Annotated in this window: 21 protein-coding genes and 1 tRNA gene; 3 read left to right on the top strand and 19 right to left on the bottom strand. The window is 74.3% G+C overall.

Annotated features, from left to right (window positions below; genetic code table 11):
• Positions 1 to 60: 60 nt before the first annotated feature.
• Positions 61 to 288, bottom strand: coding sequence for a hypothetical protein (locus ACIOJE_RS00430; RefSeq protein ID WP_380363736.1), 228 nt, complete (start codon positions 286 to 288; stop codon positions 61 to 63).
• A 124-nt stretch (positions 289 to 412) separates the two neighbouring features.
• Here ACIOJE_RS00430 and ACIOJE_RS00425 point away from each other — a divergent pair, with 124 nt between their 5' ends.
• Positions 413 to 1,081: a helix-turn-helix domain-containing protein gene (locus ACIOJE_RS00425; protein ID WP_400772387.1), complete on the top strand. Its 669-nt coding sequence runs from the start codon at positions 413 to 415 to the stop codon at positions 1,079 to 1,081.
• A complete protein-coding gene (locus tag ACIOJE_RS00420) occupies positions 1,078 to 2,685 on the top strand; it encodes a tyrosine-type recombinase/integrase (protein ID WP_400772385.1) in 1,608 nt (535 codons plus the stop codon). The genes ACIOJE_RS00425 and ACIOJE_RS00420 overlap by 4 nt, the downstream gene beginning before the upstream one ends.
• A 131-nt stretch (positions 2,686 to 2,816) precedes the next feature.
• On the opposite strand, the gene ACIOJE_RS00415 is transcribed toward ACIOJE_RS00420, so the two are convergent.
• The 13 genes from ACIOJE_RS00415 to bldG all read right to left on the bottom strand — a co-directional run bounded on the left by ACIOJE_RS00415 (position 2,817) and on the right by bldG (position 20,235).
• A tRNA-Thr gene (locus ACIOJE_RS00415) sits at positions 2,817 to 2,890 on the bottom strand.
• 81 nt (positions 2,891 to 2,971) lie between these two features.
• Entirely contained in the window at positions 2,972 to 3,649 is a 678-nt protein-coding gene (leuE, locus tag ACIOJE_RS00410; RefSeq protein WP_400772802.1) for a leucine efflux protein LeuE, read from the bottom strand.
• A gap of 105 nt (positions 3,650 to 3,754) precedes the next feature.
• On the bottom strand, positions 3,755 to 5,452 hold the full coding sequence (locus ACIOJE_RS00405) for an alpha/beta hydrolase (RefSeq protein ID WP_400772383.1): 1,698 nt from the start codon (positions 5,450 to 5,452) through the stop codon (positions 3,755 to 3,757).
• Positions 5,453 to 5,571: 119 nt separating this feature from the next.
• Positions 5,572 to 6,708, bottom strand: coding sequence for a hypothetical protein (locus tag ACIOJE_RS00400; protein ID WP_280673359.1), 1,137 nt, complete (start codon positions 6,706 to 6,708; stop codon positions 5,572 to 5,574).
• A gap of 308 nt (positions 6,709 to 7,016) precedes the next feature.
• Positions 7,017 to 8,228, bottom strand: a complete 1,212-nt coding sequence (locus tag ACIOJE_RS00395; protein ID WP_280674086.1) for a DNA polymerase III subunit delta' — start codon at positions 8,226 to 8,228, stop codon at positions 7,017 to 7,019.
• Positions 8,229 to 8,514: 286 nt separating this feature from the next.
• Positions 8,515 to 12,030, bottom strand: a complete 3,516-nt coding sequence (gene tmk / locus ACIOJE_RS00390) for a dTMP kinase (RefSeq protein ID WP_400772381.1) — start codon at positions 12,028 to 12,030, stop codon at positions 8,515 to 8,517.
• Between the two features lie 261 nt (positions 12,031 to 12,291).
• Positions 12,292 to 15,162, bottom strand: coding sequence for a type I DNA topoisomerase (topA, locus tag ACIOJE_RS00385; RefSeq protein WP_280673363.1), 2,871 nt, complete (start codon positions 15,160 to 15,162; stop codon positions 12,292 to 12,294).
• Between the two features lie 389 nt (positions 15,163 to 15,551).
• Positions 15,552 to 16,010 (bottom strand): DUF3592 domain-containing protein, encoded by a 459-nt coding sequence (locus tag ACIOJE_RS00380; protein ID WP_280673365.1) that lies wholly within the window; start codon positions 16,008 to 16,010, stop codon positions 15,552 to 15,554.
• Between the two features lie 174 nt (positions 16,011 to 16,184).
• Positions 16,185 to 17,717, bottom strand: a complete 1,533-nt coding sequence (locus ACIOJE_RS00375; protein ID WP_400772378.1) for a methyltransferase — start codon at positions 17,715 to 17,717, stop codon at positions 16,185 to 16,187.
• Positions 17,718 to 17,866: 149 nt separating this feature from the next.
• Positions 17,867 to 18,619 carry a small secreted protein gene (locus tag ACIOJE_RS00370; protein ID WP_280673368.1) on the bottom strand — a complete coding sequence of 251 codons (753 nt, stop codon included), beginning with the start codon at positions 18,617 to 18,619 and terminating at the stop codon, positions 17,867 to 17,869.
• A 149-nt stretch (positions 18,620 to 18,768) separates the two neighbouring features.
• Positions 18,769 to 19,137, bottom strand: a complete 369-nt coding sequence (locus tag ACIOJE_RS00365; protein ID WP_400772376.1) for a cyclophilin-like fold protein — start codon at positions 19,135 to 19,137, stop codon at positions 18,769 to 18,771.
• Between the two features lie 178 nt (positions 19,138 to 19,315).
• Entirely contained in the window at positions 19,316 to 19,735 is a 420-nt protein-coding gene (locus tag ACIOJE_RS00360) for an ATP-binding protein (RefSeq protein WP_280673372.1), read from the bottom strand.
• A 158-nt stretch (positions 19,736 to 19,893) separates the two neighbouring features.
• The gene (gene bldG / locus ACIOJE_RS00355; RefSeq protein ID WP_030240921.1) at positions 19,894 to 20,235 is read right to left on the bottom strand and encodes an anti-sigma factor antagonist BldG; all 342 of its coding nucleotides are present in this window, start codon (positions 20,233 to 20,235) and stop codon (positions 19,894 to 19,896) included.
• A gap of 221 nt (positions 20,236 to 20,456) precedes the next feature.
• Between bldG and ACIOJE_RS00350 the strand changes: the two genes are divergently transcribed.
• Positions 20,457 to 22,925 carry a DEAD/DEAH box helicase gene (locus tag ACIOJE_RS00350; RefSeq protein WP_400772373.1) on the top strand — a complete coding sequence of 823 codons (2,469 nt, stop codon included), beginning with the start codon at positions 20,457 to 20,459 and terminating at the stop codon, positions 22,923 to 22,925.
• Here ACIOJE_RS00350 and ACIOJE_RS00345 read toward each other — a convergent pair.
• The 5 genes from ACIOJE_RS00345 to ACIOJE_RS00325 form a co-directional block, all read right to left on the bottom strand.
• Complete coding sequence (locus ACIOJE_RS00345) at positions 22,920 to 23,420, bottom strand: Rv3654c family TadE-like protein (protein WP_400772372.1); 501 nt, start codon at positions 23,418 to 23,420, stop codon at positions 22,920 to 22,922. The genes ACIOJE_RS00350 and ACIOJE_RS00345 overlap by 6 nt on opposite strands.
• On the bottom strand, positions 23,408 to 23,848 hold the full coding sequence (locus tag ACIOJE_RS00340) for a TadE family type IV pilus minor pilin (RefSeq protein ID WP_400772370.1): 441 nt from the start codon (positions 23,846 to 23,848) through the stop codon (positions 23,408 to 23,410). The genes ACIOJE_RS00345 and ACIOJE_RS00340 overlap by 13 nt, the downstream gene beginning before the upstream one ends.
• Positions 23,838 to 24,110: a DUF4244 domain-containing protein gene (locus ACIOJE_RS00335; protein ID WP_348534037.1), complete on the bottom strand. Its 273-nt coding sequence runs from the start codon at positions 24,108 to 24,110 to the stop codon at positions 23,838 to 23,840. The genes ACIOJE_RS00340 and ACIOJE_RS00335 overlap by 11 nt, the downstream gene beginning before the upstream one ends.
• A 126-nt stretch (positions 24,111 to 24,236) precedes the next feature.
• On the bottom strand, positions 24,237 to 25,031 hold the full coding sequence (locus ACIOJE_RS00330; RefSeq protein ID WP_400772368.1) for a type II secretion system F family protein: 795 nt from the start codon (positions 25,029 to 25,031) through the stop codon (positions 24,237 to 24,239).
• Positions 25,031 to 26,050 (bottom strand): type II secretion system F family protein, encoded by a 1,020-nt coding sequence (locus ACIOJE_RS00325; RefSeq protein WP_400772366.1) that lies wholly within the window; start codon positions 26,048 to 26,050, stop codon positions 25,031 to 25,033. Before ACIOJE_RS00325 ends, ACIOJE_RS00330 begins: the two co-directional genes overlap by 1 nt.
• Between the last annotated feature and the right edge of the window lie 107 nt (positions 26,051 to 26,157).

Raw genomic sequence — 26,157 nt, 5'->3', positions numbered from 1 at the left:
CACTCCAATCGGGCAAGTACGCCCACGGCAGACAGGCTTGTGGATCGGGCTCTCACCACGTCAAGCTGCATCAGCCGCCGAACCTTCGCCGAACGCCGCGTCGATGCCGAGCAGGCGCAGAAGGTCCGCTGTGATCACGCGGTACTTCTTGCCCAGTCGCAGGACCCGGCAGGGGTAGGCGCCGAGGCGGGCCAGCTCGTAGCCCTTGCTCCGCCCGAGGCCGATGGCCCGATTGGCGGTGTCGAGGTCGATGGCCGCTGGCAGCCTGAGAAGTTCGGCCCGACCCATCCCCTGCGCCGTCGCCGATATGTCACCAGTTCGCACATGAACTCCAAATCCGAGCTTCCCCCGGCCGGGGGCTGCGGCGGAGTGCCGCAACGGAGAAGAGATTTCCAGTGGCTACTGTGTCGATATGACACAAGGCCGCGAGGAACACTGGTCCACCGACGACGAAGACGCGCCCGACTGGCCCGAACGGATCACCAAGGACGTGATCCGAGCAATCACCCGAAGGAGGCAAGATCTTGGACTGTCCGCGCAGGATGTGGCCGACGAAACAGGGGACTTGGGCTACGAAGTCCCCCGGAACGTCATTGCCAACTGGGAGTCCGGCAGGCGCAAGACGATCACGATTCCCGAGCTGATCGTCGTGGCCGAGGCCCTGGACATCGCACCGGTCGAGCTGCTCTTCTCCCCAGCCCTCGGCGGCTGGGTCGACTACCTGCCAGAGATGCCCAGCGACCGCTGGTCGGCGCTCACCCACTTCACAGGAGAGGCCCGCCACTCGCTCGGGATGTACCGGCTCCGCCTCTACCGGGAGCACGAACGGATCTGGCAAGAGCTCCAGGAGGAACATCACGACGCGTTCCAGCTGGAATTCAAATTGTTCAGGGAGGAATGGCCTCCCGGCTCACAGGACAAACTCGACGCTTTCGTCGCCGCCGTCCGCGAGCGGCTTCAACCCGTCAGGGCACACCTGCGCGAGATCGGCCTGGAAGTCCCGCACCTCGCACCGAGTCTCGACTTTCTCGACGCTGAGCTTCCCCCGCTGAACACCGATACCGCCCTGGAGGACGAATGAAGGGTTCCACCTACCACCGCTGCTACTGCCGCGACGCCGAGACCGGAAAGCCGCTCGGCAAATCGTGCCCGAAGGCCGGCAACCGTAAGCACGGCTCCTACTCCATACGCCAGGAGCTGCCCAACGCCAAAGACGGCACCCGCCGTTCGTTCAACCGCGCCGGCTACGAGACGCTCAAGGAGGCGCAGGCCGACCTCGATCACGTCCGCGGCCTGCTCGCCCTCGGCAAGGAAGACCCCGACGACCTGGCCCTGGTCGCCGAACTCCTGGTGAAGGTCGCCGACGAGAAGGCCCAGCTGCCCGACATCGAGGAGACCCGCAACCGCCTGAAGGCCGGTCAGGACCTTTCCACCCGCGTCACTGTCGGCGAGTGGCTCGACACCTGGTTGGCCGGCAAGAAGATCCGCAAGTCCGGCATCACCCGCTACGAGTGCGACGTGCGGGTCCACCTCAAGCCCCGCATCGGGCACATCCGCGTCGACCGGCTGCGGGTGAGCACGCTCGCCGAGATGTTCACGGCCATCGCCGACGCCAACGAGGAGATCCTGGAGAACAACGCCCTGCGGCACGCGCTGAAGGCCGAGCTCGCCACGGTGCCGATCAAGGGCTTGGAGAACCGCGCCCGCCGCAGGGCTCTGCGCGCTGAACTTGCCGAGATGCCGCCCTTCCGGCGCACGACCGGCGCGGCCACCCGCCAGCGCATCCGGGCCACGCTCCGGACCGCCCTGAACGAAGCGATCCCCGAGGGCTTGATCACCCTCAACCCGGCCGCCCACGTCAAGCTTGACCCGGCCGCCAGGCCGAACGCTCTGGTCTGGACGCCGGAGCGGGCCGCCCAGTGGCAGGCGACCGGCGTGAAGCCCTCCCCCGTGATGGTCTGGACGCCGCAGCAGACCGGCGCGTTCCTCGACTTCGTGGCTGCCGACCGCCTGTACGCGATGTGGCACGTGATCGCCTTCCGCGGACTTCGCCGGGGCGAGGCGTGCGGCCAGCCGTGGTCCGAGACCAACCTCGACAACAGCTCGTTGACCGTGACGGCCCAGCTCGTGCAGGACGGTTGGGAGGTCCAGGAGTCCGACCCCAAGACCGACGGAAGCTTCCGGACCGTGGCGCTGGATGACGACACAGTGGCGGTCCTCCGGCGCCACCGCGAGCGCCAGCAGAAGGACCGGGACGACTGGGGGTCGGCCTGGAAGGACACCGGCCGGGTCTTCACCAACGAGGACGGTTCCTGGCTCCACCCCGGCAAGGTCACCGAGATGTTCGAGCGACTCGTGACCGCCTCCGGCCTGCCGCCGATCCGCCTGCACGACCTCCGCCACGGCGCGGCCACCCTCGCGCTCGCCGGCGGGGTCGACATGAAGGTGGTGTCCGAGATGCTCGGCCACTCCTCCATCAAGATCACCTCGGACATCTACACCAGCGTCCTGCCCGAGATCGCCAAGGACGCCGCCGAGGCTGCCGCGAAGCTCGTCCCCCTCCAGCGGAAGACCGAAGCCGAGGCTCACGCCAAGGCCTCCGCGAAGGCTGCGGCCGAGGCCGAAAAGGCGAAGCGGAAGGCCGCGAAGAAGGCGAGGTCCAAGGCCAAGAAGACCAAGCGCTAAACCAAGATCAACACCCGCGCTCACGCATCGCTCACGCAAGCGATCTTGTAACGCGTCGCCGACACCTGCCCGCACGCCAAGAAAAGGCAAAAGCCCCAGGTCACGGCGAGTGAGTCCTAGGGCTTCTACAGAGCCGCCTGCGGGATTCGAACCCGCGACCTACGCATTACGAGTGCGTTGCTCTGGCCAACTGAGCTAAGGCGGCACCGTTGTCACGCGTGGTGGCAACGCGGGCCAGTCTACACGGGTTTCGCGGGTGATCCACACCTGGATGCGGAGGGTGGGGTCAGGCGGAGGAGACGGCCAGTTTGGCGGCGAAGCCGGCGAAGAGGACGGCGACGCCGCTGGTGAGGGTGGCGGAGAGGCGCTTGCGGCGGCGGAAGGCGGAGGCGAGGGTGGTGCCCGCGAAGATCAGCAGGGAGAGGTAGAGCACGCTGAAGGTCTGGAGGATGCCGCCGAGCAGGCCGAAGGAGAGAGCCGGCTGACCGTAGCCGGGGTCGACGAACTGGGTGAAGAAGGAGAGCAGGAAGAGGATCGCCTTCGGGTTCAGCAGGCTGATCACCAGGGCGCGGCGGAACGGGCGCTCGACGGGCTCGGCGGCCGGTTCAGCGGTGGTGGCGGCAGCGGTGGCGGTGGTGGCGGCAGCGGTGGCGGCCTGGCGTTCGCGCCAGAGCTGGCGGGCGGCGCGGAGCATGCCGTAGCCGATCCAGAGCAGGTAGGCGGCCCCGCCGAGCTTGACCACGGCGAAGACGGCCGGGTTGGCCTTCAGGAGGGAGGCGGCGCCCAGCGAGGTGAGGCTGATCAGGGTGAGGTCGCCGACGAAGACGCCGGCGGCGGCCCGGTAGCCGGTCCGTACGCCTTTGCGGGCGGCGACGGACAGCACGTACAGCGAGTTGGGGCCGGGCAGTAGGACGATGACGAGGGCGCCGAGGATGTAGGTCGCCAGGTCGTTGACTCCGAGCACGGTGCGCTCCGGGGAGGGGGACGAGAGCAGGGGGGCGCTCATCGTAACGTCGCACCGAACGTCGGTTGAAGCGAAAACAATCCGGTCGACCGGGCGCTCCGCCGCCTACCAGTCACAGCGCTTGCCCTTCTTCGGGGCCTCGCCCTCCAGCAGGAAGAGGTTGACCGCGTCGTCCACGCAGTCGCTGTGGCGCCCGTACGCGGTGTGGCCGTCCCCGTCGTAGGTGAGCAGGCGTCCGGACTCCAGTTGCCCGGCCAGCGCCTGGGCCCACGCGTACGGGGTGGCCGGGTCACGGGTGGTGCCGACGACCACGATCGGGGCGGCGCCGGCGGCCCGGATGGTGTGCGCCGCGCCGGTGGCCCGGACCGGCCAGTAGGTGCAGGCCAGCGCCATCCAGGCCATGTCGCGGCCGAAGTGCGGCGAGGTCCGCTCGAACTCCGGCACCGCGCGCTGGACGTCTGCCGGCCCCGCGAACGCGGCGGGCAGGTCGAGGCAGTTCACCGCCGTGTTGGCGGACATCAGATTGGGGTACGAGCCGTCCGCCTCGCGCCCGAAGTAGGAGTCGGCGAGCTTCAGCAGGCCGGTGCCGTCGCCGGCCTTGGCGGCGGTGAGCGCGGAGCGCAGCTTGGGCCAGAGGGAGTCGGCGTACATGGCCTGGATGACGCCGGTCTTCGCCTGGGCCCCGGTGAGCCGGCGACCCTTGTCGGTGCTGGGCAGCGGGTGTGCCTGGACGGTCGCGAGCAGGGCGGTGAGCTGCTCGCCGACCTGCTGCTCGGTCCGGCCGAGCGGGCAGTCCTTACGGGGGGCGCAGTCCTTGGCGAAGGCGGCCCAGGCGATCTCGAAGCCGCCGGCCTGGGTGCGGTTGCTGGTGGCGGCGTCGAGCGACGGGTCCAGCGCGCCGTCCAGCACCAGCCGCCCGACCCGGCCGGGGAAGAGCCCGGCGTAGGTGGCGCCGAGGAAGGTGCCGTAGGACTTGCCGACGAAGTTCAGCCGCTTGTCGCCGAGCAGGGCGCGCAGCACGTCCATGTCGCGGGCGGCCTCGACGGTGCTGAGGTGGCCGAGCGCCGCCCCGGTGTGCTGTCGGCAGCCCTCGGCGAACTCCTTGTCGGCGGCGACCAGTGCGTCGATCCCGCGCTGGTCGCCGGGGGTCAGATCGATGGCGGTGAAGGCGTCCATCCGGGGGCCGCTCAGGCAGCTGACCGGGTTGCTGCGGCCGACCCCGCGCGGGTCGAGGCCGACCAGGTCGTACCGGGCGCGCACGCCGCTGTCGTACGTATCGGCGGCGATCTGCAGGTACTCGACCGCCGAGCCGCCGGGCCCGCCCGGGTTGAGCAGCAGCGAGCCGATCCGGCTGACCTGACCGGAGCCGTCCCCACCCCTGTCCCCACTCCAGCCCCCCGCTCCGGTCCTGGCTCCGGTTCCGGTTCCGGTTGTGGTTTTGGGCGGCGGGAGGACGAGGGCGCGAGCGGCCGTCAGGGTGAGGTCGCCGTCGCCGGGGCGGTCGTAGTCCAGCGGCACCCGGAAGGTGGTGCACTCGAACCCGCCGTCGCACGACTTCCAGGCGAGCCGCTGCGCGTAGTACGGGGCGAGCTCGGCCGGTACGGCGGCGGGCAGCGGCTCCAGCGGCGTGACCCTGGGCGCGGCGGTGGCGGTCGGCGTCGCGGGCCCGGCCGAGTCCGGCGAGGTCGCGCCCGCGGAACCGGAGGGCTCGACGCCGCCCGTCCCGGGCGAACCCGCGCCGCACCCGCCCGCCAGCAGCCCGGCAGCGAGCGCCGCAGCCAGTACTCGCCCGGTGGCCCTCATCCGCTCCCTTTCGATCGTCACTCCGGGTCGCCGACCGGCGACCCGAATCGCATTGCACCACAGCACGCCGCCCGGTGCCCGCCGTGGGCACCGGGCGGCGATGACGCACTGACACCGGGTCAGGACGCCTTGGCCAGCGCCTCGGCCAGGTACTGCACGGCCTGCCGAACGAGCCGCAGCCGCTCCCGGTCGGGGGTGTAGTCCTGCACGTTGTCCGAGATCCGCACCTCGGCCTTGGCCGCCGGGCCGGTACCGGCCTTGAGCGCGGCCTGGAGCTTGCGGGCCGCGTCCAGCCCGGCCGAGTCGGCCTTGGCGGCGGCCAGCAGCAGCTTCGCCGCGCTGCCGGCCGGGGCCTCGGCGCCGGTCTGGGTGAGCGCGGCGGCGTCGTACCGGCCGGAGACTGCGGCGGCCACCCCGTACAGGTCGGGGCGGGACAGTCCGGCGGCGGCCGCGCACGACGCGCCGCCCTCGACGCCGAGGGTGCCCCAGGAGGCCGGGCCGGGCGGCAGGGTGCGGAAGGAGGCGGCGATGGTGGTGCGCAGCGTCGCGTCGTCGGCGACGGCGGCCGGGGCGGCGGCGACCAGGTCGCAGGGGTGCGCGGTGCCGTTCGGCGCCTCGGGGGTGACCAGGATGAACGGGCGGGCACGGCCGGTCTGCAGGGCCGAGCTGATGCCCTCGAAGACGTCCGGGACCTCGGCGTCGGCGGTCTTGTGCGGGGCGGCCGCGTGCATCACGACGACCGGGAAGCGCGCGTTCGACTCCTTGGCGTACTGCGGCGGCAGCCAGACCCGGACGTTGCGCGGCTGCCCGTCCGGACCGAGCACGGCGGACTGCAGCAGTTCGCCGCCGCCCGGGTGGCCGACGCTGTCGAAGCGGCTGGCCACGGTGGGCGACGACGTGGCGGAGGCCGCGGCCGGCTCGGCGACGACGGGCGGCGCCGCCTGCTGCCTGGCCGCGGCACCCGCGCCCGTGCCCGCGCTCACCGCGTCGACCGTCGGCTCCGCGCGGTCCGGTTCCTGGTCGCCGCGGCCGGGGCCGCCGAACGCCCCGAGCGCCGTGAGCAGCGTCAGCGCGGTGACGCAGACCCCGCAGACCATCGCTCCGGCCGCCCGCACCAGCATCGGCCAGCGGTCGCCGGCCAGTTCGTAGGTCCGGGCGGCGCGCAGGTCGCGCCAGCGCTGGAGCGCGCCGCGGGCCAGCCAGATCCCGCCCAGCGCGGCCGCCAGCAGGGGGATGACGAGGAGCGAACGAACCATGGGACGCACCACCTCGGGAGGAGGGCCGGCGCCGGACGGGACCCGGTACCGTACGGGGGGCGACGGCCCCGGCACCGGGGCGCAGTCGGCCCCCAGCGTGCACAACGGGCGGACCATCACACGCGGGTGTGCTCGGCGCGTATCGAGCATTCACTCGAAGGTGGGACGGCAGGCCAGCTCCGGGAGGCCTACGCCGGGCGCACCCCGCCTCGGAAGGCCCAGCGGCACAGCCCAGCAGCACGGCCCAGCAGCACGGCTCGGTACCCCACCAGGCAACCCTGCCCCGGCACCCCCACCCGACAGGCGGCTCAGCCCGCGCGCAGCGCCACCGTCATCGCCTCCACGGCGAGCAGCGGGTCGACGTTGCGGTCCAGCGCCCGCCGGCAGGCGAGCACCGCCTCGATCCGGCGCAGCGTGCCCTCCGGCGGACCGTCCTGCGCGACCCGGTTCAGCGCCTGCCGCTGGTCCTCGTTGGCGAGGGAGCCGGTGGAACCGAGCTGGAGCGCGAGCACGTCCCGGTAGAAGCCCAGCAGGTCGAGCAGCGCGACCCCGAGGGTCTCCCGGCGGGTGCGGGTGGCGCGGCTCTTCTGCCGCTTCTCCAGCTCCTTGACCGCCCCGGCCATGCCGCGCGGCGCCTTGCTGCCCTCGGCGGCGCCGTAGGCGGCCTTCAGGTCGTCGGTCTCCTTGGCGTCCTGGGTCTCGGCGAGCGCCTCGGCGTCGGCCTTGGCGGTGTCGACCAGGCGCTGGGCGGCGGCCAGGCAGCCGCCGATGTCGGCGACCTCCAGCGGGATCCGCAGCACGTCGGTGCGGCGGGTGCGGGCCTGCTCGTCGACGGCGAGGCGACGCGCGCGCTCGACGTCGCCCTGCCCGGCGAGCGCGGCCAGCCGGGCGGTCTCCGGCTCGACGCCGTCGCGGCGGACCAGCATGTCGGCGACGGCCTCGGCGGTGGGCGTGCGCAGGACGAGCAGGCGGCAGCGCGAGCGGATGGTCGGCAGCACGTCCTGGACGGAGGGGGCGCAGAGCAACCAGACGGTGCGCGGGGAGGGCTCCTCCACGCCCTTGAGCAGCGCGTTCGCGGCGGCCTCGGTGAGCCGGTGGGCGGCGTCGACCAGGATCACCGACCAGCGGCCGCCGGTCGGGTAGCTGGAGGCGCGCAGCACGAGGGCGCGCATGTCACCGACGCCGATGGACAGGCCGTCGGTCCGGACGTACTTGACGTCGGCGTGGCTGCCGGCCAGCACGGTGTGGCAGCCGTCGCAGAATCCGCAGCCCGGCGTGCCGCCGAGCGCGAGGTCGGGGCTATTGCACTGGAGGGCCGCGGCGAACGCGCGCGCGGCGGTGACCTGCCCGGCCCCGGGCGGGCCGGTGAACAGCCAGGCGTGCGTCATCAGGGAGGCGTTCCCGCCCGGCTGCGGACCGGCCCCGCGACCGGCCTCGACCGTCGCCCCGGCCGCCCGGGCGGCGGCGGTCAGCTGCTCGACCACCCGCTCCTGGCCCACCAGGTCGTCCCAGACGGCCACTGCTGCTCCCAAGCTCCGTACGGCAGCGCTCCCGGCGCCTCTTCCCCGCCGTCGAGCATACGTGCCCGCTCGGACAGCCACGCCGCCGTCCGGGTGACCCGCCGCCGACGGACGTCCCCGCCGCGGGACGCCCACCGCATCGGACGACGGACGCGCCGGACGACGAAGGCGGCGCCGCCGGGGCTCTCCACCCCGACGACGCCGCCCGTCGTCCGTCCAGCCGTCCAGCCGTCCAGCCGTCCAGCCGTCCAGCCGTCCAGCCGTCCAGCCGTCCAGCCGTCCAGGGTCAGCCCCGGCGGCCCCAGCGACGACCCTTGCCCTTGCCGCCGCCCTCGCCCTTGTCGCCGCCCCGGTCGCCGTCCCGGTCGCCGCCGGCGCGAGGGTCCTGGCCGGCGTGCGGGTCCTGGCCGCCACGCGGGTCCTGCGGGGCCTGGCCACCGCCGTGCTCCCAGCTCGCCCACTCGTCGCGCGTGCCGAGCAGGGTGTCGGTGAGGCTCGGCAGGTCGTCCATCGGCGTCTCCTCGGCCCAGTCCGGCCGGGGCCGCTCGGCGGTGGCCTGCGACTCGGCGGCGGGCTCGGGCTCGGCGCCGACCACCGGCAGCTCGCGGGTGCTGTCCACCGGCTCCTCGCGCCACAGTCCCGGCGGCACCCGGTCCTCCGCGCGACCCGGCGCCACTCCGCCCGGCACCACACCGCCCGGCACCCGATCCGACGGCGCACGACCCGGCGACGTACGACCCGACGGCGTACCGCCCGGCTCGACCCGCGGCAGCACCGCGGTCCGGTCCGCCTCGGCCGGGACCACCGGCAGCACGGCCGTCTCGTCCGCGGCGGCCGGCGGGACCACCGGCAGCTGCGTGGTCGCGTCGGCGGCCTCCGCCGCACGGGCGGCCGTCTGCCGGTCCCGCAGCGAGAGCTCCCGCGTCGCCTCGTCGCCCCCACCGGGGCCGACGGTGCCCGCAGGACCCGCAGGACCCGAAGGACCCGCAGGACCCGCAGGACCCGCGCCCGGAACGTCCCGGACGGCCCGCAGCTCGGTGGTCACGGCCTCCCCGGGAACCGGACCGGCGCCCGGCCTCCCGGCCGCCGCCCGGTCCGCCGTCGTCTCCGCCGCCGCAGCCGCGGCCGCGAGCGCGGCGGCCTGCGCCAGCCGGGCCTCCTCGGCCCGCTGCAGCGCCTCCTCCGCCCGGCGGCGCTGCTCCTCGCGCTGGAGTTCACGCTGGCGCTGGAGCTCCACCTGGGCGGCCGCCTCGTCGGCGAGACGCTTGCGCTCAGCGGCCTCCGCGGCCAGCCGGGCCTCCTCCTCGGCCTTCCGCTCGGCCTCCTCCTCGGCGCGGCGGCGGGCTTCCTCGTCCGCCCGGCGGCGGGCTTCCTCCTCCGCCTTGCGTCGGGCCTCGGCGGCGGCCCGCTCGGCCTCCTCCTTGGCCAACCGCTCCTTCTCGGCCTGCTCGGCCCGCAGCTGCTCCAGCACCTCCTGGCGCTTGCGCTCGGCCGCCTCGGCCTCGGCCTTCTTGCGGGCCTCCTCGGCGGCGCGGCGCTCGGCCTCCTCACGGGCGAGCCGCTCCTGCTCGGCGCGGGCGGCCTTCTCCTGCTCGGAGAGCGGCAGCTCGCGGTCGAGCCGGTGCCGGATGGCGGTGGTGACGAAGCCGGGGGCCTGGCTGCCGTCGACGACCAGGTAGCGCGCCGGGTCGGCGGCCGCGAGGGCGAGGAAGCCGGACCGGACCCGCTGGTGGAACTCGGTGGGCTCGGACTCCAAGCGGTCGAGCGCCTCGGTGAAGCGCTCCCGGGCCCGGGTCGGGTCGACGTCCAGAACGACGGTCAGGTCGGGCAGCAGCCCGCCGGTCGCCCAGCGGGAGATCCGGGCGACCTCGGTGGCGGCCAGGTCGCGCCCGGCGCCCTGGTAGGCGATGGAGGAGTCCATGTACCGGTCGGTGATCACGACGGCGCCGCGGGCGAGGGCCGGCCGGATGACGTTCTCGACGTGCTCGGCCCGGTCGGCCGCGTAGATCAGCGCCTCGGCGCGGTGCGACAGGCCGGTGTTGCCGACGTCCAGGACGAGACCGCGCAGCCGCTGGCCGACCGGGCTGCCGCCGGGCTCGCGGGTGAGCACGACCTCGTGCCCCTTGCCGCGGATCCACTCGGCGAGCGCCTGGGCCTGGGTGGACTTGCCGGCGCCGTCGCCGCCCTCCAGCGCGATGAAGAAGCCGGTGCCGGCGCCCCGGTGCGGTGCCGGGGCGACGGCGCCGCGCACCGCGTCCACCAGGTCCCGGCCGAACGGCGCGGTGCCGCGCCGGTCGTCGGTCCGCAGCAGGACGACGGCGGCGAGGACCAGCGTGAGCAGCCCCGAGGTGGCGACGGCCAGGGCCGCGCCGCCGTGGATGAAGGTGAAGGAGCCGGGCTCGACCCTGCCGTACTCGACGTCCCCGTAGACGGCGGCGATCAGCGGGACGACGACCAGCGCGGCGCCGACCACGACCCGCAGCACCGCGTACAGGTGCTCGGTGACCTTCGGCAGCCGGGCCTCCTCCACCTCCTGGGCGAGCAGGGTGCGCCCGGCGGAGACGACGATCCCGGCGGTGAGGCCGGCCAGCAGGGTGAGGGCCAGGACCAGCACGAAGTCCAGCACCAGCCCGGCCAGGATCAGCGCCACACCCTCGGTGAGCAGCGCCAGCGCGAGCAGGCGGCGGCGGGAGAGCGCGGGCAGCGTGGCCCGGGTGAGCCGGGAGCCGAGGGCGGGCGCCGCGGTGGCGGCGAGCACCAGCAGGCCGTAGCCGATCGGCCCGGCCCGGTGCTCGGCGGCGGTGAGCAGCGCGAGCGCGGCGACGCCGGCCATCGAGGCGTAGCCGGCGGCGACGGCGAAGGTGAAGTACGGGGCGCTGCCGGTGCGGCCCTTGCTCAGCGCGGGGCCCGGTGTGGCGTCGGTGGGGGCGCGCAGGCCCTGCAGCGGCGAGTGCGGGGCGACGGTCAGCGCGCCGACGGGCAGCTGCTGGAGGTAGCCGCGGGCGGCCGAGGCGGCGAACAGGCCGGCCGCGCCGAGGGCGGCGAAGGTGACCTGGTGGGCCCGGAGCCAGTCCGAGCCGAGCGCCGCGCCGATGTTGTTCAGCAGGGTGAGGACGACCAGGCCGGCGGCCGCGAGCGGCGCGGTGGCCCAGCCGGTGAAGCGGTCGATGCTCCGGACGGTGTCCAGGTTGGCGGCGGCCGGCCGCTGCTCGGCGGCGGGCGCGTGCGGGTTGGCGGGCGGCAGCAGGCCGGGGACGGCGGCGTCCTTGGCGATCCCCCAGACCCGCTCGGCGGCACCGGTGACGAACACCGTGGCGAGCAGGACGTAGGTGGCGGCGCCGGAGGGCTTCGGGCCGGAGCCCAGCCAGACGGTCCACCAGGGCGCGAGGCCGATCAGCAGGGCGCGCAGCGTGTCGGCGCCGAACAGCGTCCAGCGCCGGTCCAGCCGGCCCGTGACCAGCCGGTGCACCGGCCCGAGCAGCGCGACGCCGATCAGCCCGGTGGCCGCCAGCCGGACGGCGAGGACCGCGGCGACGGCGAAGGCGAGGCTGCGCGGCAGGTCGCCGAACTGGCCGCCGAGAGCCGCGGCGATCACGGTGAGCGCGAGCAGCACCAGTAGGCCGAGCCGGTCGGCGGTGCCGCCGATCAGCTGGGTGGTCCACAGGCGCCGGTAGGGGCGTGTCCGCAGCAGCGCCCGGGCCCGCTCCACCGGCGTCCCGGCCGGCGCGACCTCGGGCAGGTCGGGCGTGGCGGCGCTGGCGGCCGGGGCGGCGCTGGGGGTGGGCTGCTCCTCGCTCGTCATACGGTCAGCGTAGCGGGCGGGGGTTGGCCGGAATGAGATGAACGGGGTTCCGGATCCCGCTCATCACCGGGTTGTGACGTTCCGCGCACAGAGTCCGACCGGCCTCGGGCCCGCGTCCCCGAGGTGGGGACGCGGGCCCGTCGGCACGGGCGAAGGCCCTGTCCGAGCGCCGTCCGAGGCACTGGCAGAGCGCTGCCGGAGCACCACCGGGGCGGCACCGGAGCACCACCGGGGCGGCACTGGCGGAGCGCTGCCGGAGGATCAGCCCTCGTCGGTCGCCGCGGCCTTGCTCGCGGCAGTCTTCTTGGCCGCCGTCTTCTTCGCCGTGGCCGCCTTCGCCGTCGTGGTCTTCTTGGCAGCGGTCTTCTTCGCGGCCGCGGTCTTGGTGGCGGCGGTCTTGGTCGCCGTCGCCTTCTTCGCGGTCGCCTTCTTGGCCGGGGCCTTCTTCGCCACCTTCTTCACCGGCCCGCGCGCCCGCTTCTCGGCGAGCAGCTCGTAGCCGCGCTCGGGCGTGATCGTCTCGACCTCGTCGTCCTTGCGGAGCGTGGCATTGGTCTCGCCGTCGGTCACGTACGGGCCGAAGCGGCCGTCCTTGACCACCACGGGGCGCTCGCTGACCGGGTCGGTGCCCAGCTCCTTGAGCGGCGGGGCGGCGGCGGCCCGGCCGCGCTGCTTGGGCTGGGCGTAGACGACCAGCGCCTCGTCGAGGGTGATCGTGAAGAGCTGGTCCTCGCTGGTGAGCGAGCGGGAGTCGGTGCCGCGCTTGAGGTACGGGCCGTAGCGGCCGTTCTGCGCGGTGATCTCCACGCCCTCGGCGTCGGCCCCGACCACGCGCGGCAGCGAGAGCAGCCGCAGCGCGTCCTCCAGGGTGACGGTGTCCAGCGCCATCGTCTTGAACAGCGAGGCGGTGCGCGGCTTGACCGCGTTCTTGCCGGTCTTGGGCGTGCCCTCGGGCAGGATCTCGGTCACGTACGGGCCGTAGCGGCCGTCCTTGGCCACCAGCATGTTGCCGCTGACCGGGTCCGGGCCGAGCTCGAAGTCGCCGCTGGGCTTGGCCAGCAGTTCCTCGGCCAGCTCGACGGTGAGCTCGTCCGGCGGCAGCTCGTCCGGAATGTCGGCGCGCTGGCCGGGCTCACCCTCGACGGCGGAGGCGCGCTCGACGTACGGACCGTAGCGGCCGACCCGCAGGGTGATGTCGTCGCTGATCCGGAACGAGCTGATCTCCCGGGCGTCGATCGCGCCGAGGTCGGTGACCAGCTCCTTCAGGCCGCCCAGGTGGTCGCCGTCGCCGTTGCCGGCCTCGGCGGCACCGCCGGCCGCGTGACCGTCGCCCTCGCCGAAGTAGAAGCGCTTCAGCCACGGCACGGACTTGGCCTCGCCGGCCGCGATCCGGTCGAGGTCGTCCTCCATCTTGGCGGTGAAGTCGTAGTCGACCAGTCGGCCGAAGTGCTTCTCCAGGAGGTTGACCACGGCGAAGGAGAGGAAGGACGGGACGAGCGCCGTCCCCTTCTTGAACACGTACCGGCGCTGGATGATCGTGTCGATGATCGAGGCGTAGGTGGAGGGGCGACCGATCTCCCGGTCCTCCAGCTCCTTGACCAGCGAGGCCTCGGTGTAGCGCGCCGGCGCCTTGGTGGCGTGACCCTCGGGGGTGAGCTGCTCGGCGGCCAGCGGGTCGCCCTCGACGACCTGCGGCAGCCGGCGCTCGCGGTCGTCCAGCTCGGCGTTCGGGTCGTCGGCGCCCTCGACGTAGGCCTTGAGGAAGCCGTGGAAGGTGATGATCTTGCCGGAGGCGGAGAACTCGACGTCGCGGCCGTCGGCGGAGGCGCCGCCGACCTTGACGGTCACCGACTGACCGACCGCGTCCTTCATCTGGGAGGCGACGGTGCGCATCCAGATCAGCTCGTAGAGCCGGAAGTCGTCGCCGCTCAGGCCGGTCTCGGCGGGGGTGCGGAAGCGGTCGCCGGAGGGGCGGACGGCCTCGTGCGCCTCCTGCGCGTTCTTGACCTTGCTGGCGTAGGTGCGCGGGGCGTCCGGCAGGTAGTCGGCGCCGTACAGCTGGGTGACCTGCGCGCGGGCGGCGGAGACCGCGGTGTCCGACAGCGTCGTGGAGTCGGTACGCATATAGGTGATGAAGCCGTTCTCGTACAGCTTCTGGGCCACCTGCATGGTCCGCTTGGCGCCGAAGCCGAGCTTGCGGCTGGCCTCCTGCTGGAGCGTCGTGGTGCGGAACGGCGCGTACGGCGAGCGACGGTACGGCTTGGACTCGACGCTGCGGACACCGAACGCGGTCTGCTCCAGGGCGGCGGCCAGCTGCCGGGCGGCCTGCTCGTCCAGGTGCAGGGTGTTGGCGCTGCCGGCCTTCAGCCGGCCGTCCGAACCGAAGTCACGGCCGCTGGCGATCCGCTTGCCGTCCACCGAGGAGAGCCGGGCCCCGAAGGTCTCCGGGTTCGCCGCGTCGGCCGCGGTGCGGCCGGTGCCGAAGGTGCCGACCAGGTCCCAGTACGAGGCGGTGCGGAAGGCGATCCGCTCGCGCTCGCGCTCGACCACCAGGCGGGTCGCGACGGACTGCACGCGGCCCGCCGAGAGCTTCGGCATGACCTTCTTCCACAGCACCGGCGAGACCTCGAAGCCGTAGAGGCGGTCGAGGATGCGGCGGGTCTCCTGGGCGTCGACCAGGCGCTGGTTGAGCTCGCGCGGGTTGGCCACCGCCTCCTGGATCGCCGACTTGGTGATCTCGTGGAACACCATCCGGTGCACCGGCACCTTGGGCTTGAGCACCTGCTGGAGGTGCCACGCGATGGCCTCGCCCTCGCGGTCCTCATCGGTGGCGAGGAAGAGCTCGTCGGACTCCGCGAGCAGCGACTTCAACTTGCTGACCTGGGACTTCTTGTCCGCGTTGACCACGTAGATGGGTGCGAAGTCGTGGTCGACGTCCACCCCGAGGCGGCGCACCTCACCGGTGTACTTGTCCGGGACCTCCGCCGCGGTGCTGGGGAGGTCGCGGATGTGCCCGACGCTCGCCTCGACGATGTAGCCGGGGCCAAGGTAGCCCTTGATCGTCTTCGCCTTGGCCGGCGACTCGACAATGACGAGTCGCTGTCCGTGCGCGGTCTCGCTGCTCGGGGACACCTTCGCTCTTCTCTCCCGGTCCTTATGTGGGCTGGTCGGCGCCGGCAGCCCGGGCTGCGCTCCGCCCGACCCCTCCACCGTCCCGGGGGTGCCGCTGTACGACGACCCCACCAGCGGAGTGTGACCGTACCCCGGCCACCCTTGTCAAACGGACGCATCCCGCGTTTTCAGTTACCGAGCTCACCGACGCCACTCGAACGGTAACCCGATGACGGAGGTTCGCGCCCCGTGAAGGGGGCTTCGGCGGGTTCCGGAGGATGGAATGACGGATTTCGAAATCTGTCAACGGAGTATCGACGGCACTGGGGGACGACCGCCCGGACACCCGCCGGAGGCGGCGGCCGCGGTTCCCGGCGAACGCCTCGCGGGGTCGGCGGTGCGCTCCGGAATCAGCCGTTGACCGCCGCGAGCAGCCCGGCGCCCGCCACCAGACAGCCCACGCCGAGCACGCTCCACAACAGGTCGGCGACCGCCGCCCGGCCGATCTCCCCGGCCGCCAGCACCACCCGGCTCGGGCGGCGCGGGTCGTAGCAGATCCGCACCGAGGCGCCGGGCGTGAAGCGGTCCGGACGGCGCAGCGGGGTGTGGCCGCGCGGACGGGTGAGCACCAGCTCGGCGATCCGGCCCGGGCCGGACCCGCCGGCGGACGGCAGGACGGAGAAGGAGAGCAGCGGCGCGCTGTCGAGCTGGCCGTGCGCCTCGTCCTCGGCGACGACCGTGGCCACCGCCGACGCCCCCCGTCGGCGCACCCGGTGGCGAAGGCGCACTTCGGCGGCGCACCAGAGCAGCAGCACGCCACCGAAGAGGGCGAGCACCAGCCCGCCCACCGTCGCCGTCGTCGTGTCCACCCCTGGCCCCCGGCTCCCCAGCTCTGTCCACAGCCTGTGGACAGAGCCTCACAGCAGGGGGCCAACGCGCGGCGGCCGACCGGCGACGGCCGGACGAACCAGGGAGTACGGGACGGTGAACCGGTTCCGGCCGCCTCGACGTACCGGCTCCGGCCGCCTCGAACCGCGGCCCGGTCAGCCCGCCGGGTGGATGAACCCCTGCTCGGTCAGCAGCCGCAGCGACTCCGGCACCCGGTCCCGCAGGACCACCCGGTCCTCGCCGAGCAGTTGTGCGATCGCGTCCACGATCTCGCCCGCCGACAGCGTCCCGTCGCAGACCCCGACGAAACCGGCGCCCACGGTGTCCACCTTGGTGGCGCGCCGCATGCCCCGGTTGTGACGCAGGATCACGTGCTCCGGATCCTCCGCACCCGGCGCGCCGACCTGCTCCTGGACCACCTCGTCGGCCAGCACGTAGCGGGCCGCGAGCAGGCCCGCGTCGTCGTGCGAGCGCAGGAAATCCTGCCGGTCGAACCACTCCTCGATGTGCGGGCCCAGCGGCTGCTCCACCGGGTGCGGCCACTCCTCCACCCGGACGGTCGGGCGCTCGGCGCCGCTCGCCCGCAGGGTGATCCAGCCCATGCCGATGCCCTCGACCCGGCCCGCCTCGAAGGCGTCCAGCCACTCGCCGTACCGGGCCTGGTAGTCGCCGCCGGGGCCGCGGTGGTCGCCGCCGTCCCGCAGCCACAACTCGGCGTACTGGGCCACGTCCTGGACCTCGCGCTGGACGATCCAGGCGTCCAGCCCGGTGCCCGCCACCCAGCCGGCCAGCCGCTCGTGCCAGTCCTCGCCCTTGACGTGCTGCCAGTTGGCGAGCAACTGGCAGTAGCCGCCCGGCTCCAGGTGGTCGGCGGCGGAGCGGACCAGGCTGCGGCACAGGTCGTCGCCGGCCATGCCGCCGTCACGGTAGGTGAACCGGCCGGCCGGCGAGATCACGAACGGCGGGTTGGAGACGATCAGGTCGAACCGCCGCTCCCCGACCGGCTCGAAGAGGCTGCCGGTGAGCACCTCCGTCTGGCCGAAACCGGACAGCGCCAGGGTCAGTTCGGAGAAGCGCAGCGCGCGCGGGTTCAGGTCGGTGGCGGTCACCTGCCGAGCGTGCCGGGCCGCGTGCAGCGCCTGCACGCCGGAGCCCGAGCCGAGGTCCAGCGCGGCCCGGACCGGGCGGCGCACGGTGATGTTGGCCAGCGTGGTCGACGCGCCGCCGACCCCGAGCACCAGATCCTTGCGGGCCACCCCGTGCGCGGTCTCGCCGGACCCGATACCGCCCGCGCCACCCACCGCGCAACCCAGGTCGGAGACCACCCAGGCGTCCGAACTGGGCATCCCGGCCACCTCGTTGGCGTACGGCCGGACGTCCACGGTGGCACGCACCAGCTCGCCGTCGGAGCGCAGCCAGCCGTCGGCCAGGCAGTCCTCGACCGGCAGCGCGGCCGCGGCCGCCCGGTACGGCACCGGCTGCTGGAGCAGGAACAGCCGGACCAGCGTCTCCAGCGGGCTGCCGCCCCGGGTCGCCCGCAGGGCCGGCACCGCCTCACTACGGGCCAACGCCGCGTAGCCGGTGGGCCCGAGCAGGTCGAGGCAGCCGTCGGCGGTGAACGAGGCGTCGAGCAGCGCCTCGCGCAGCTTGGCGAGGCGGGTCTGGTCGAGAACGGGGCTACTGATCACCCCGCCATTGTCCCTCGGGGCAGGGTGCGCAGCCGCCGCGCCGGGGCGGGGCGGCTGCGCAGGTGTGCGACGGCTCGGGCCCGACGACCCTGGGCCGGTCGAGTCCGGTCCGGGGCCCGGCCCGCCCGACGGGCCCGACGGCCCCGGGCTCAGCTCGCGCTGGGCGCGGGGGTGGTCGGAGCCGTCGACGGGGTGGCCGGCGGGGCCGCCGGGGTGGTGTCGGTGCCCGTGGACGGGGTGGCCGCCGGGCTCGCGCCGTCCGTCGCGCCGGGCGCGGGCGTCCCACCGGCCGCCCCGGCGCTCGGGGTGGCGGACGCGCCGCCGCCCGACGTGGCGCCCGCCCCGGCGCTCGGGGCCGTGGAGCCGGCGGGCTTGCAGCCCTCCTGCTTGGCCATGGCCGCGCCGAGGTCGCCGCGCTGCAGCTTGCCCTGCGCCTGGGTGGACAGCGAGGCCAGCTGCTGGACCTGGTCGGCCACGCTGCGCAGCCCGTCCGCGAACTTCGCCTGGTCGGCGTTGGACAGGGCGTCCAGCTTCTTCTGGACGTCCTGGTAGCCGTCGGCCGCCTTGGTCAGCTCGGCGACGGTGTCCTTCTGCAGGTTCGCGCCGTCGGCCACCTTGGGCGCACCGGCGGAGTTGATGGCCGCCGCGATGTCCTGGTTGGTCTTGGCCAGCCGCCCGATGTCCGCCGAGAGCCGCTTCTGCAGGTCGGCCGGGGCCTCGCCGGTCTTCACCTGGCCGGTGTCGGCGAGCGCGGTCTGCGCCTGGGCGATCGGGTCCTTGGCCGAGCCGCAGACGTTCGACGCCCAGGCCTCCAGCTGCTTGCCGTTGTCGTCGCCGCAGCCGACGGCGCCGAACGCGAGCAGCGCGCCGAGGGCGGGTACGGCCAGCAGTCGCTTGTTCACCGGGAGAAGCCTTTCGGTTTCGGTCGTCTTCGGTCGTCGAACCTACACGGCCGATGTCGGCGTCCCGGTTCCCGGTTGCCGGTTGCCGGTTCCCCGCCCTCGGACGCCCGGGGCCTCAGGCCTCCGCCCGTCAGGACGTGCGGGCCCGCTCAGGCGCGCTCGACGCGGACCGGATCACCGGGCCGGACGGTGCGCAGCACCCGGGCCTCCCCGTCCAGCGCGCCGAGGACGTTGCAAGGGCCGGCCAGCCGGCACTCGCCGTCGCGCGAGATCGGCGTCGGCCCGTACGGCAACGCGAGGCTGTCGCCGTCGGTCCAGAACGCGACCGTGCCCGGCTCGACGACCTGCCGGGCGTCGGCCTCGCACGGCACGCTGACCGGCGTGCCGAAGTAGACCTCCTCGCCCCAGGTACTCGCCGAGGAGCTGATCGGCAGCTCGGCCCAGAGCGCCTCGGCGGTGGGTGTGCCCGCGAGCGTGGCGGTGGTCTGCCCGGCCGGCCACAGAATGCGAATCCGCATGGTCTTCCTTCTCCGCGACGGGTCCGATCACCGATCGGACCCGGTCGTGCCGGAAGCAGCGAACCGCCAGGTTCAACAATTTGTCAACGGGCTCCCGAGGGCTGGACCACCCAGGAGCTGGACTGCCTGAGGCTGGACTGCCTGGGGCTGGACCAGCCGGCGCCCGGCGGCTGGGCCCTCAGACCGCCACGGACTCGACCGAGACCGGCCAGCTCATCCGGATCAGGCCACCGTCCGCACCGTTGGTGACCTCCAGGTCCTCGACCAGGCCGGTGATCACGGCGAGGCCCAGGGTGTCCTCGTCCGGGTCCACGCCCTCGGCGGCACCCGCGGCCGGGACGGCGGCAGGGCCGGCCTCGTCCTCGACCTCGATGAGGAAACGCTTCTCCTGATCGGTCAACGCGACCCGGACCGTGCCGCCGATGCCGCCGCGCTGGTGCAGGCCGACCGCGCGGGAGCACGCCTCACCGACCGCGAGCCGCACCTCGTCGAGCACCGACTCGTCGACCCCGGCCCGTCTGGCGACGGCCGCGGCGACCAGCCGAGCCGTTCGCACGTGCTCCGGAAGCGCGCTGAATCGAAGTTCGACGGTTGCCATCTCTCCCCCTCGGGGTGTTCCGACCGGGGCCGGCGATGCGGCCCCTGCGGGCCGGTGGAACCGGCCCTGGAGCGGCCGGGAAGCACCGGGGCCCGCAGGCCCCGGCACCCGGACGCGTGGAGCGAACGGGCCGACCACTGCGGGCCGGCCCGGCCGCGTCAGTCGGTCGCGCTGACCGCGTCGTCCACCGAGGTGTGGATCGGGAAGACCTTGGTCAGGCCGGTGATGCGGAAAATCTTCAGGATGCGCTCCTGGTTGCAGACGAGGCGCAGCGAACCCTCATGGGCACGCACTCGCTTCAGACCGCCCACCAGCACACCGAGCCCGGTCGAGTCCAGGAAGTCCACGCCTTCCATGTCGACGACCAGGTGGTACTTGCCGTCGTTGACGAGCTCGACCAGCTGCTCCCGCAGCTTCGGGGCGGTGTACACATCGATCTCGCCGCCAACCTCGACGACCGTACGATCGCCGACTGAACGGGTCGACAGGGACAGGTCCACGGAACCTCCAGCACCTTGCCTTGCTACGTCATGTGCGATCCTCGGCCGGCCGGCCGCCACCGCATGGTCGCGGGCCCGGGCGCGCCCAGCCACGCGTGGCAAGCCTCGGCGCTGCGACCCACGGCCATCCGGCCGTCACGGCCACATTCAACCACCTGCGACCATGCCTGCACGATGGCTTACGACGATTCTCCGTCACGCCGGTGACACACTGGGTCCTCATGCCGCCCCGACACAGCCCGCCCGAGGCACTGCTCACGACCCTGTCAGCCAGCCGGGGACGGTCCGACCGGCTCACCCATACGGAGCACCTTCCCGCTCGACCTGCGCGTTATGCGCCATGGCCCGAGTCGATCCGGCCCGAGATCGTGGCCGCCGCGCTCGATGTCGGGGTGGAGCGGCCCTGGGCGCACCAGGCAGAAGCGATGAAACTGGCCAAAAGCGGTCAGACTGTGGTGATCGCCACAGGCACCGCCTCGGGCAAGTCGCTCGGCTATCTGGCCCCGGTGCTCAGCGATCTGCTGGACGGCACCGAGGCCCGCAACGGCCGCGGCGCCACCGCGCTCTACCTCGCCCCGACCAAGGCGCTCGCCGCCGACCAGCGCCGCCGGGCCGCCGAACTCGCGCCGCCCCGGGTCCGGGCCGCCCTCTACGACGGCGACACCCCGCCCGAGGAGCGCGAGTGGGTCCGCCAGTACGCCTCGTACGTGCTCACCAACCCGGACATGCTGCACCGCGGCATCCTGCCCGCCCACGCGCGCTGGGCCTCCTTCCTCAAGGTGTTGCGCTACGTGGTCGTCGACGAGTGCCACAGCTACCGGGGCGTGTTCGGCTCGCACGTCGCCCAGGTGCTGCGGCGGCTGCGCCGCGTCTGCGCCCGTTACGGTTCGTCACCCACCTTCCTGCTCGCCTCCGCCACCACCGCCGACCCGGCCGCCACCGCCGAGCGCCTGACCGGCCTGCCCGCCCAGGCCGTCACCGAGGACGCCTCGCCGCGCGGGCCGATGGTCTTCGGCCTCTGGGAGCCGCCGCTGACCGAGAACGTCGGCGAGCACGGCGCGCCCGTCCGCCGCACGGCCACCGCCGAGGCCGCGCACCTGCTGACCGACCTGGTCGAGCGGCAGACCCGCACCGTCGTCTTCGTCCGCTCCCGCCGGGCCGCCGAACTCGTCGCCCTCCAGGCCCAGGACCAGCTCGGCCGACCGCTCGCCGACCGGGTGGCCGCCTACCGCGGCGGCTACCTCGCCGACGAACGCCGGGCACTGGAACGCGCCCTGCACTCCGGCCGGCTGCTCGGGCTCGCCTCCACCTCCGCTCTCGAACTCGGCGTCGACGTCTCCGGCCTCGACGCCGTCCTGATGGCCGGCTACCCCGGCACCCGGGCCTCGCTCTGGCAGCAGGCCGGCCGGGCGGGCCGCGAGGCACAGGGGGCACTGGCCATCCTGATCGCCCGGGACGACCCGCTGGACACCTACCTGGTGCACCACCCGGAGGCGCTGTTCGCGGCGCCCGTCGAGGCCACCGTGCTCGACCCGGACAACCCCCACGTCCTCGCCCCGCACCTGTGCGCGGCCGCCGCCGAACTCCCGCTCACCGACGCCGACCTGGAGCTGTTCGGGCCCTCCACCGCACCGCTGCTGCCGGTCCTGGAACGGCGCGGCCTGCTGCGCCGGCGCAGCGACGGCTCCTGGTACTGGACCCGCCGCGAACGCGCGGCCGACGCCGTCGACCTGCGCGGCAGCGGTGGCAGCCCGGTGCAGATCGTCGAGGCCGACACCGGCCGTCTGCTCGGTACGGTGGACGCCGCGGCCGCCCACACCACCGTCCACACCGGAGCCGTCCACCTCCACCAGGGCCGTACCTTCCTGGTCCGGGAGCTCGACCTGGAGAACTCCGTCGCCCTGGTCGAGCCGGCCGACCCGCCGTACACCACGGCCGCCCGCGACATCACCTCCATCTCCGTGCTCGACACCGACACCACCGTCCCCTGGGGCGAGGGCCGACTCAGCTTCGGTTCGGTGGAGGTGGTCAACCAGGTGGTCGGCTACCTCCGGAAGCGGATCTCCACCGGGGAGATCATGGGCGAGAGCAAGCTCGACCTGCCGCCCCGCACGCTGCGCACCCGCGCGGTCTGGTGGTCCGTCACCGAGGACCAGCTGCTGGACGCGAACCTCCCGCTCGACCAGTTGCCCGGCGCCGCCCACGCCGCCGAACACGCCTCGATCGGGCTGCTGCCGCTGTTCGCCACCTGCGACCGCTGGGACATCGGCGGCGTCTCCGTCCCGCTGCACCCCGACACCGAACTGCCCACCGTGTTCGTCTACGACGGCCACCCGGGCGGGGCCGGCTTCGCCGAGCGCGGCTTCCAACGAGCCGCCGAATGGCTGACGGCCACCCGCGCGGCGATCGCCTCCTGCGAGTGCGAGCGCGGCTGCCCGTCCTGCGTCCAGTCACCCAAGTGCGGCAACGGGAACGAGCCGCTGGACAAGGCCGCCGCCGTTCAACTCCTGGACGTCCTGCTGGCCGGCGCCCCCGCGGCGACCGGCTCCGGGACGGCAAGCTCCGAAGCGGCGGGCTCCGTGGCGGCAAGCTCCGAGGCGGCGGACGCCGGAGCTGCCGACTCCGAGGCTGCCGGCTCCGGGCCGAGGTCCGAGCCGGACGCGGACGATGGACCACCGGTCGGCTCATGAGCCCGCCACCGCCTCACCTGGCGCCCCGCCGAGGCCGTCCTCGACGGCGGTGACCGCGGCCCGCACCGGTCCGGCCCGGGCCCTCGCCCGCGCCGGCCCGACCGGCAGGCGCACCGGCAGCCCGCCGACCGCCACCTCGGCCACCACCTCGACGGCGTCCCCCGCCCGGTCCACCGCGCAGGAGACCAGAGCGGCACCCTGTGCGGCGGCGATCCCGGAAGCCCGCCCGCACCCGCCGTCCGGGTCCAGCAGCAGCCGGTCCGCGGCCGCGAGGGCGGCCAGGTCGGCGGCCGACTCGGCCCGGTGCCGGGCGGCGACCACCCCACCGACCGCGATCGTCGCGGCGAAGACCGCCGTGCCCAGCATCGCCAGGGCGAGCAGCCAGACCGTCGCCGAGCCGGTGTCCGGCCCGCGCCCGCCCACAGCGGCCGCCCGGACGGTACGAGCACCCGCCCATCGCCGCGCCGCCGACCTCACCCCGGTCAGGACGGCCATGAACCACCTCCTCCCGCGACCCCCACGAGGGTGTCCTCCCTCGCCGCCACCGCGGCCGCGCCCAGCCGTACCGCGAGCAGTTCGCCGAGCCTGCCCGGCGCCGCGCACGGCGCGTCCACCTCGACCCGCACCACCTCGGCCGCCACCTCCATCCGTACCTGGGCCCCCGGCGGCGCGGCCGCGCGGGCGAGTTCGGCGGCGTCCGCCTCCCCGCGCGCGGCCGCCCTGGCCCCGACCCGGGCCGCGTCCACGCAGCGGATCTGTGCGGCCGCCGCCAGCACACCCCAGATCAGCATCGCCGCGAGCAGGACGAGCGCCGGCAAGGCCACCGCGGTCTCCGCCGTGGCGAAACCCGCATCGCCACGACGGCCCGGCCGCAGCGACCACGCGTGCCTGCCGCGACATGCCACCGCCCGGCTAGGTCGCATGAAGCGCCCGTTCCAGTACGTCGGTCAGCGCCCCCATGACGGTCGCACTGGTCACCACCTTGTACAGCCCGGCCGCGAGGGCACAGGCGGCCAAGGTGCCGACGGCGTACTCCGCCGTGGTCATCCCGGCGTCCGACCGGCCCCGGTTCCGCGCCACCCCGCGCATCCCGCGGGCCGCCCAGCGGCTCCTGCGCCGCCATGCCCCGGGCAACTGCCGGAGCGGGCGCCCGCCGGCGGGCCTCGTTGCGATCACTGCGGTCATGAATCTCTCCTGTCTCCGATACCGATACCTGTGCCGGCGGCATCTGTGCCGCGCGGTCTCCGGTGCCGACGGCGCCGACGCTCCCGACGACGCCCCGCCGTCGATCCGCCTGGCGCCGCCCCGCGTTCACATGTCCTGGGCGAAGCGGGTGGTGAGGCCGATGACGACCGGCACCACGCCGATCAGGACGAAGGCCGGCAGGAAGCAGAGCCCGAGCGGCGCGGTGGCGAACACCCCCGCCCGGCGGACCCTGGCGTGGGCCGCCCGGGTGGCCGCCGCCCGGCGCCCCTGCGCGAGCCCGATCAACGGCCCAGCCGCCGGAGCCCCACCGAGGCTCGTCCGGACCAGGCACCGTGCCAGCGGTGCCAGCGACGGGTGCTGCTCGCCCAGACGGCTCCAGCACAGCTCCGGCGGTGCGCCCAGGGCCAGTTCGGCACCGATCGCGACCAACCGGGGCCCCATCGGCGCCCCCACGCTCCGGCCGACCGCCGACACCGCCGCCGAGGGCGAGGCCGCCGAGCCGAGGCAAGCCGCCAACAGCTCGGCACTCAAAGGAAGTTGCCTGGCCAACAAATCCTCCTCCAGGGCCGCCCGCCGATCCGTCGGGGACCGCGCCCGGGCCGACCACCGGTGCACGCCCACGGCCAGCAGCGCACCACCGACCACCCCTACGGCGCCGCCGATCAGCACCGCCGCACCGGCCCCGGCGCCGACCGCCAGGGCCACCCGCCGCCACCGCCCGCCACCGCCCGAAGCCGACGGCTCCACCCGCCTCCTCTCCTCCTCACCCGCCGACACCCGCAGCCGTACCCGTACCCGTACCAGGCCGAACGCCCGCCGCTGCCGCGCCCGCCGGTCCACCAGCACCACGGCGGCCAGCACCACCGGAAGTCCGACGACCGCCCACTCGACGCCCCGCATCACCTCGACAACACCTCCGCCCGAGCCCGATCCCGCGCCATCACGCGCACGCCCACCCGTGCAAGCCCGCAGCTCCCGCCGCCGTCACCTCCCCGCTCCCCGACGGGCCGCCGGGGAGCCTCCAACCCGCCCTGGGCCGCCGCCCGGACGATGCGCGCCGTCCAGAGCACGCCCAGGCCCTCCAGTGCCGCCCCCACCGCGAGGCAGCCCAACCCGGCCGACGTGTGCAGCAGGACGTCCACCGGCCGGGCCCCGAGTGCCGCGCCCAGCAGCAGCCCGGCGGCCGGCAGGGCGGCCAGGACGGCGATCGTGGTCCGCGGACCCGCCAGTTCCCCGGCGATCTCCTCCGCCAGCGCCCGCTCGCCGCGCAGCGCCTCCGCCACCCGGTCCAGCGCGACGGCCAGCCCCGACCCGCCGTCGGAGGCGACCAGCCAGCAGGCCGCGATCGCCGACGCCCCACTCCCACCCGGCAGTTCGGCGAGCAGCTGAAGCGCGCCCGGCACGTCCCCGCCGTACCGGCCCGCCGCGAGCCGCGCCACCGGCTCCTCGCCGAGCCGGCGCAGCCCGTCCGGATCGACCGCGAGGCGCGCCGTGACCAGGTGCAGCGCCTGTTCCGGCGTCGCCCCGCTGCGCAACTCCCCTGCCAATCCGGCACAGAGCTCCACCACGGCGGCCGCCCGCCGCCCGGCCTCCACCGCCAGCCGCCGCCGCAGCCGCCACCTCCGCAGCGGCAGCACGGCCGGCACGGCGGCGAGTACCGGCACCGGCGAGGACGTGACCCACCCGGCGGACAACCCGGCCGGCACCACCAGGAGTTCGGGCGCCAGCCAACCGGGCGGCCGCAACCTGCGGCTCCCGGCCCCCGGCGGGCCCGGTGCCGGAACGGGAGGAGGCCCGCTGCCGGCCAGCACCGATCTGCAGCGCCGCCCGCCCGGCAGCTGATCCTGCACCGCGCGCCACCCGGCGACGGCCAGCAGGCACAACACCACGGTCCAGAGGAACGCGATCTGACTGTTCATCACCTCAAAACCTCCCTGTCATCGGCCTTTCCTGCGCCGCGCCCCGAGCAGCACCAGGGCGCCCGTCGCGCACCCGCCCAGCAGCAGGACGAACGCGAGCTCCGCCG

The organism is Kitasatospora sp. NPDC087861 (genome assembly GCF_044742585.1).
GTDB lineage: Bacteria > Actinomycetota > Actinomycetes > Streptomycetales > Streptomycetaceae > Kitasatospora.
Note: the sequence above shows the minus strand (reverse complement) of the source record. Positions and strands in the feature narration are given on the sequence as shown.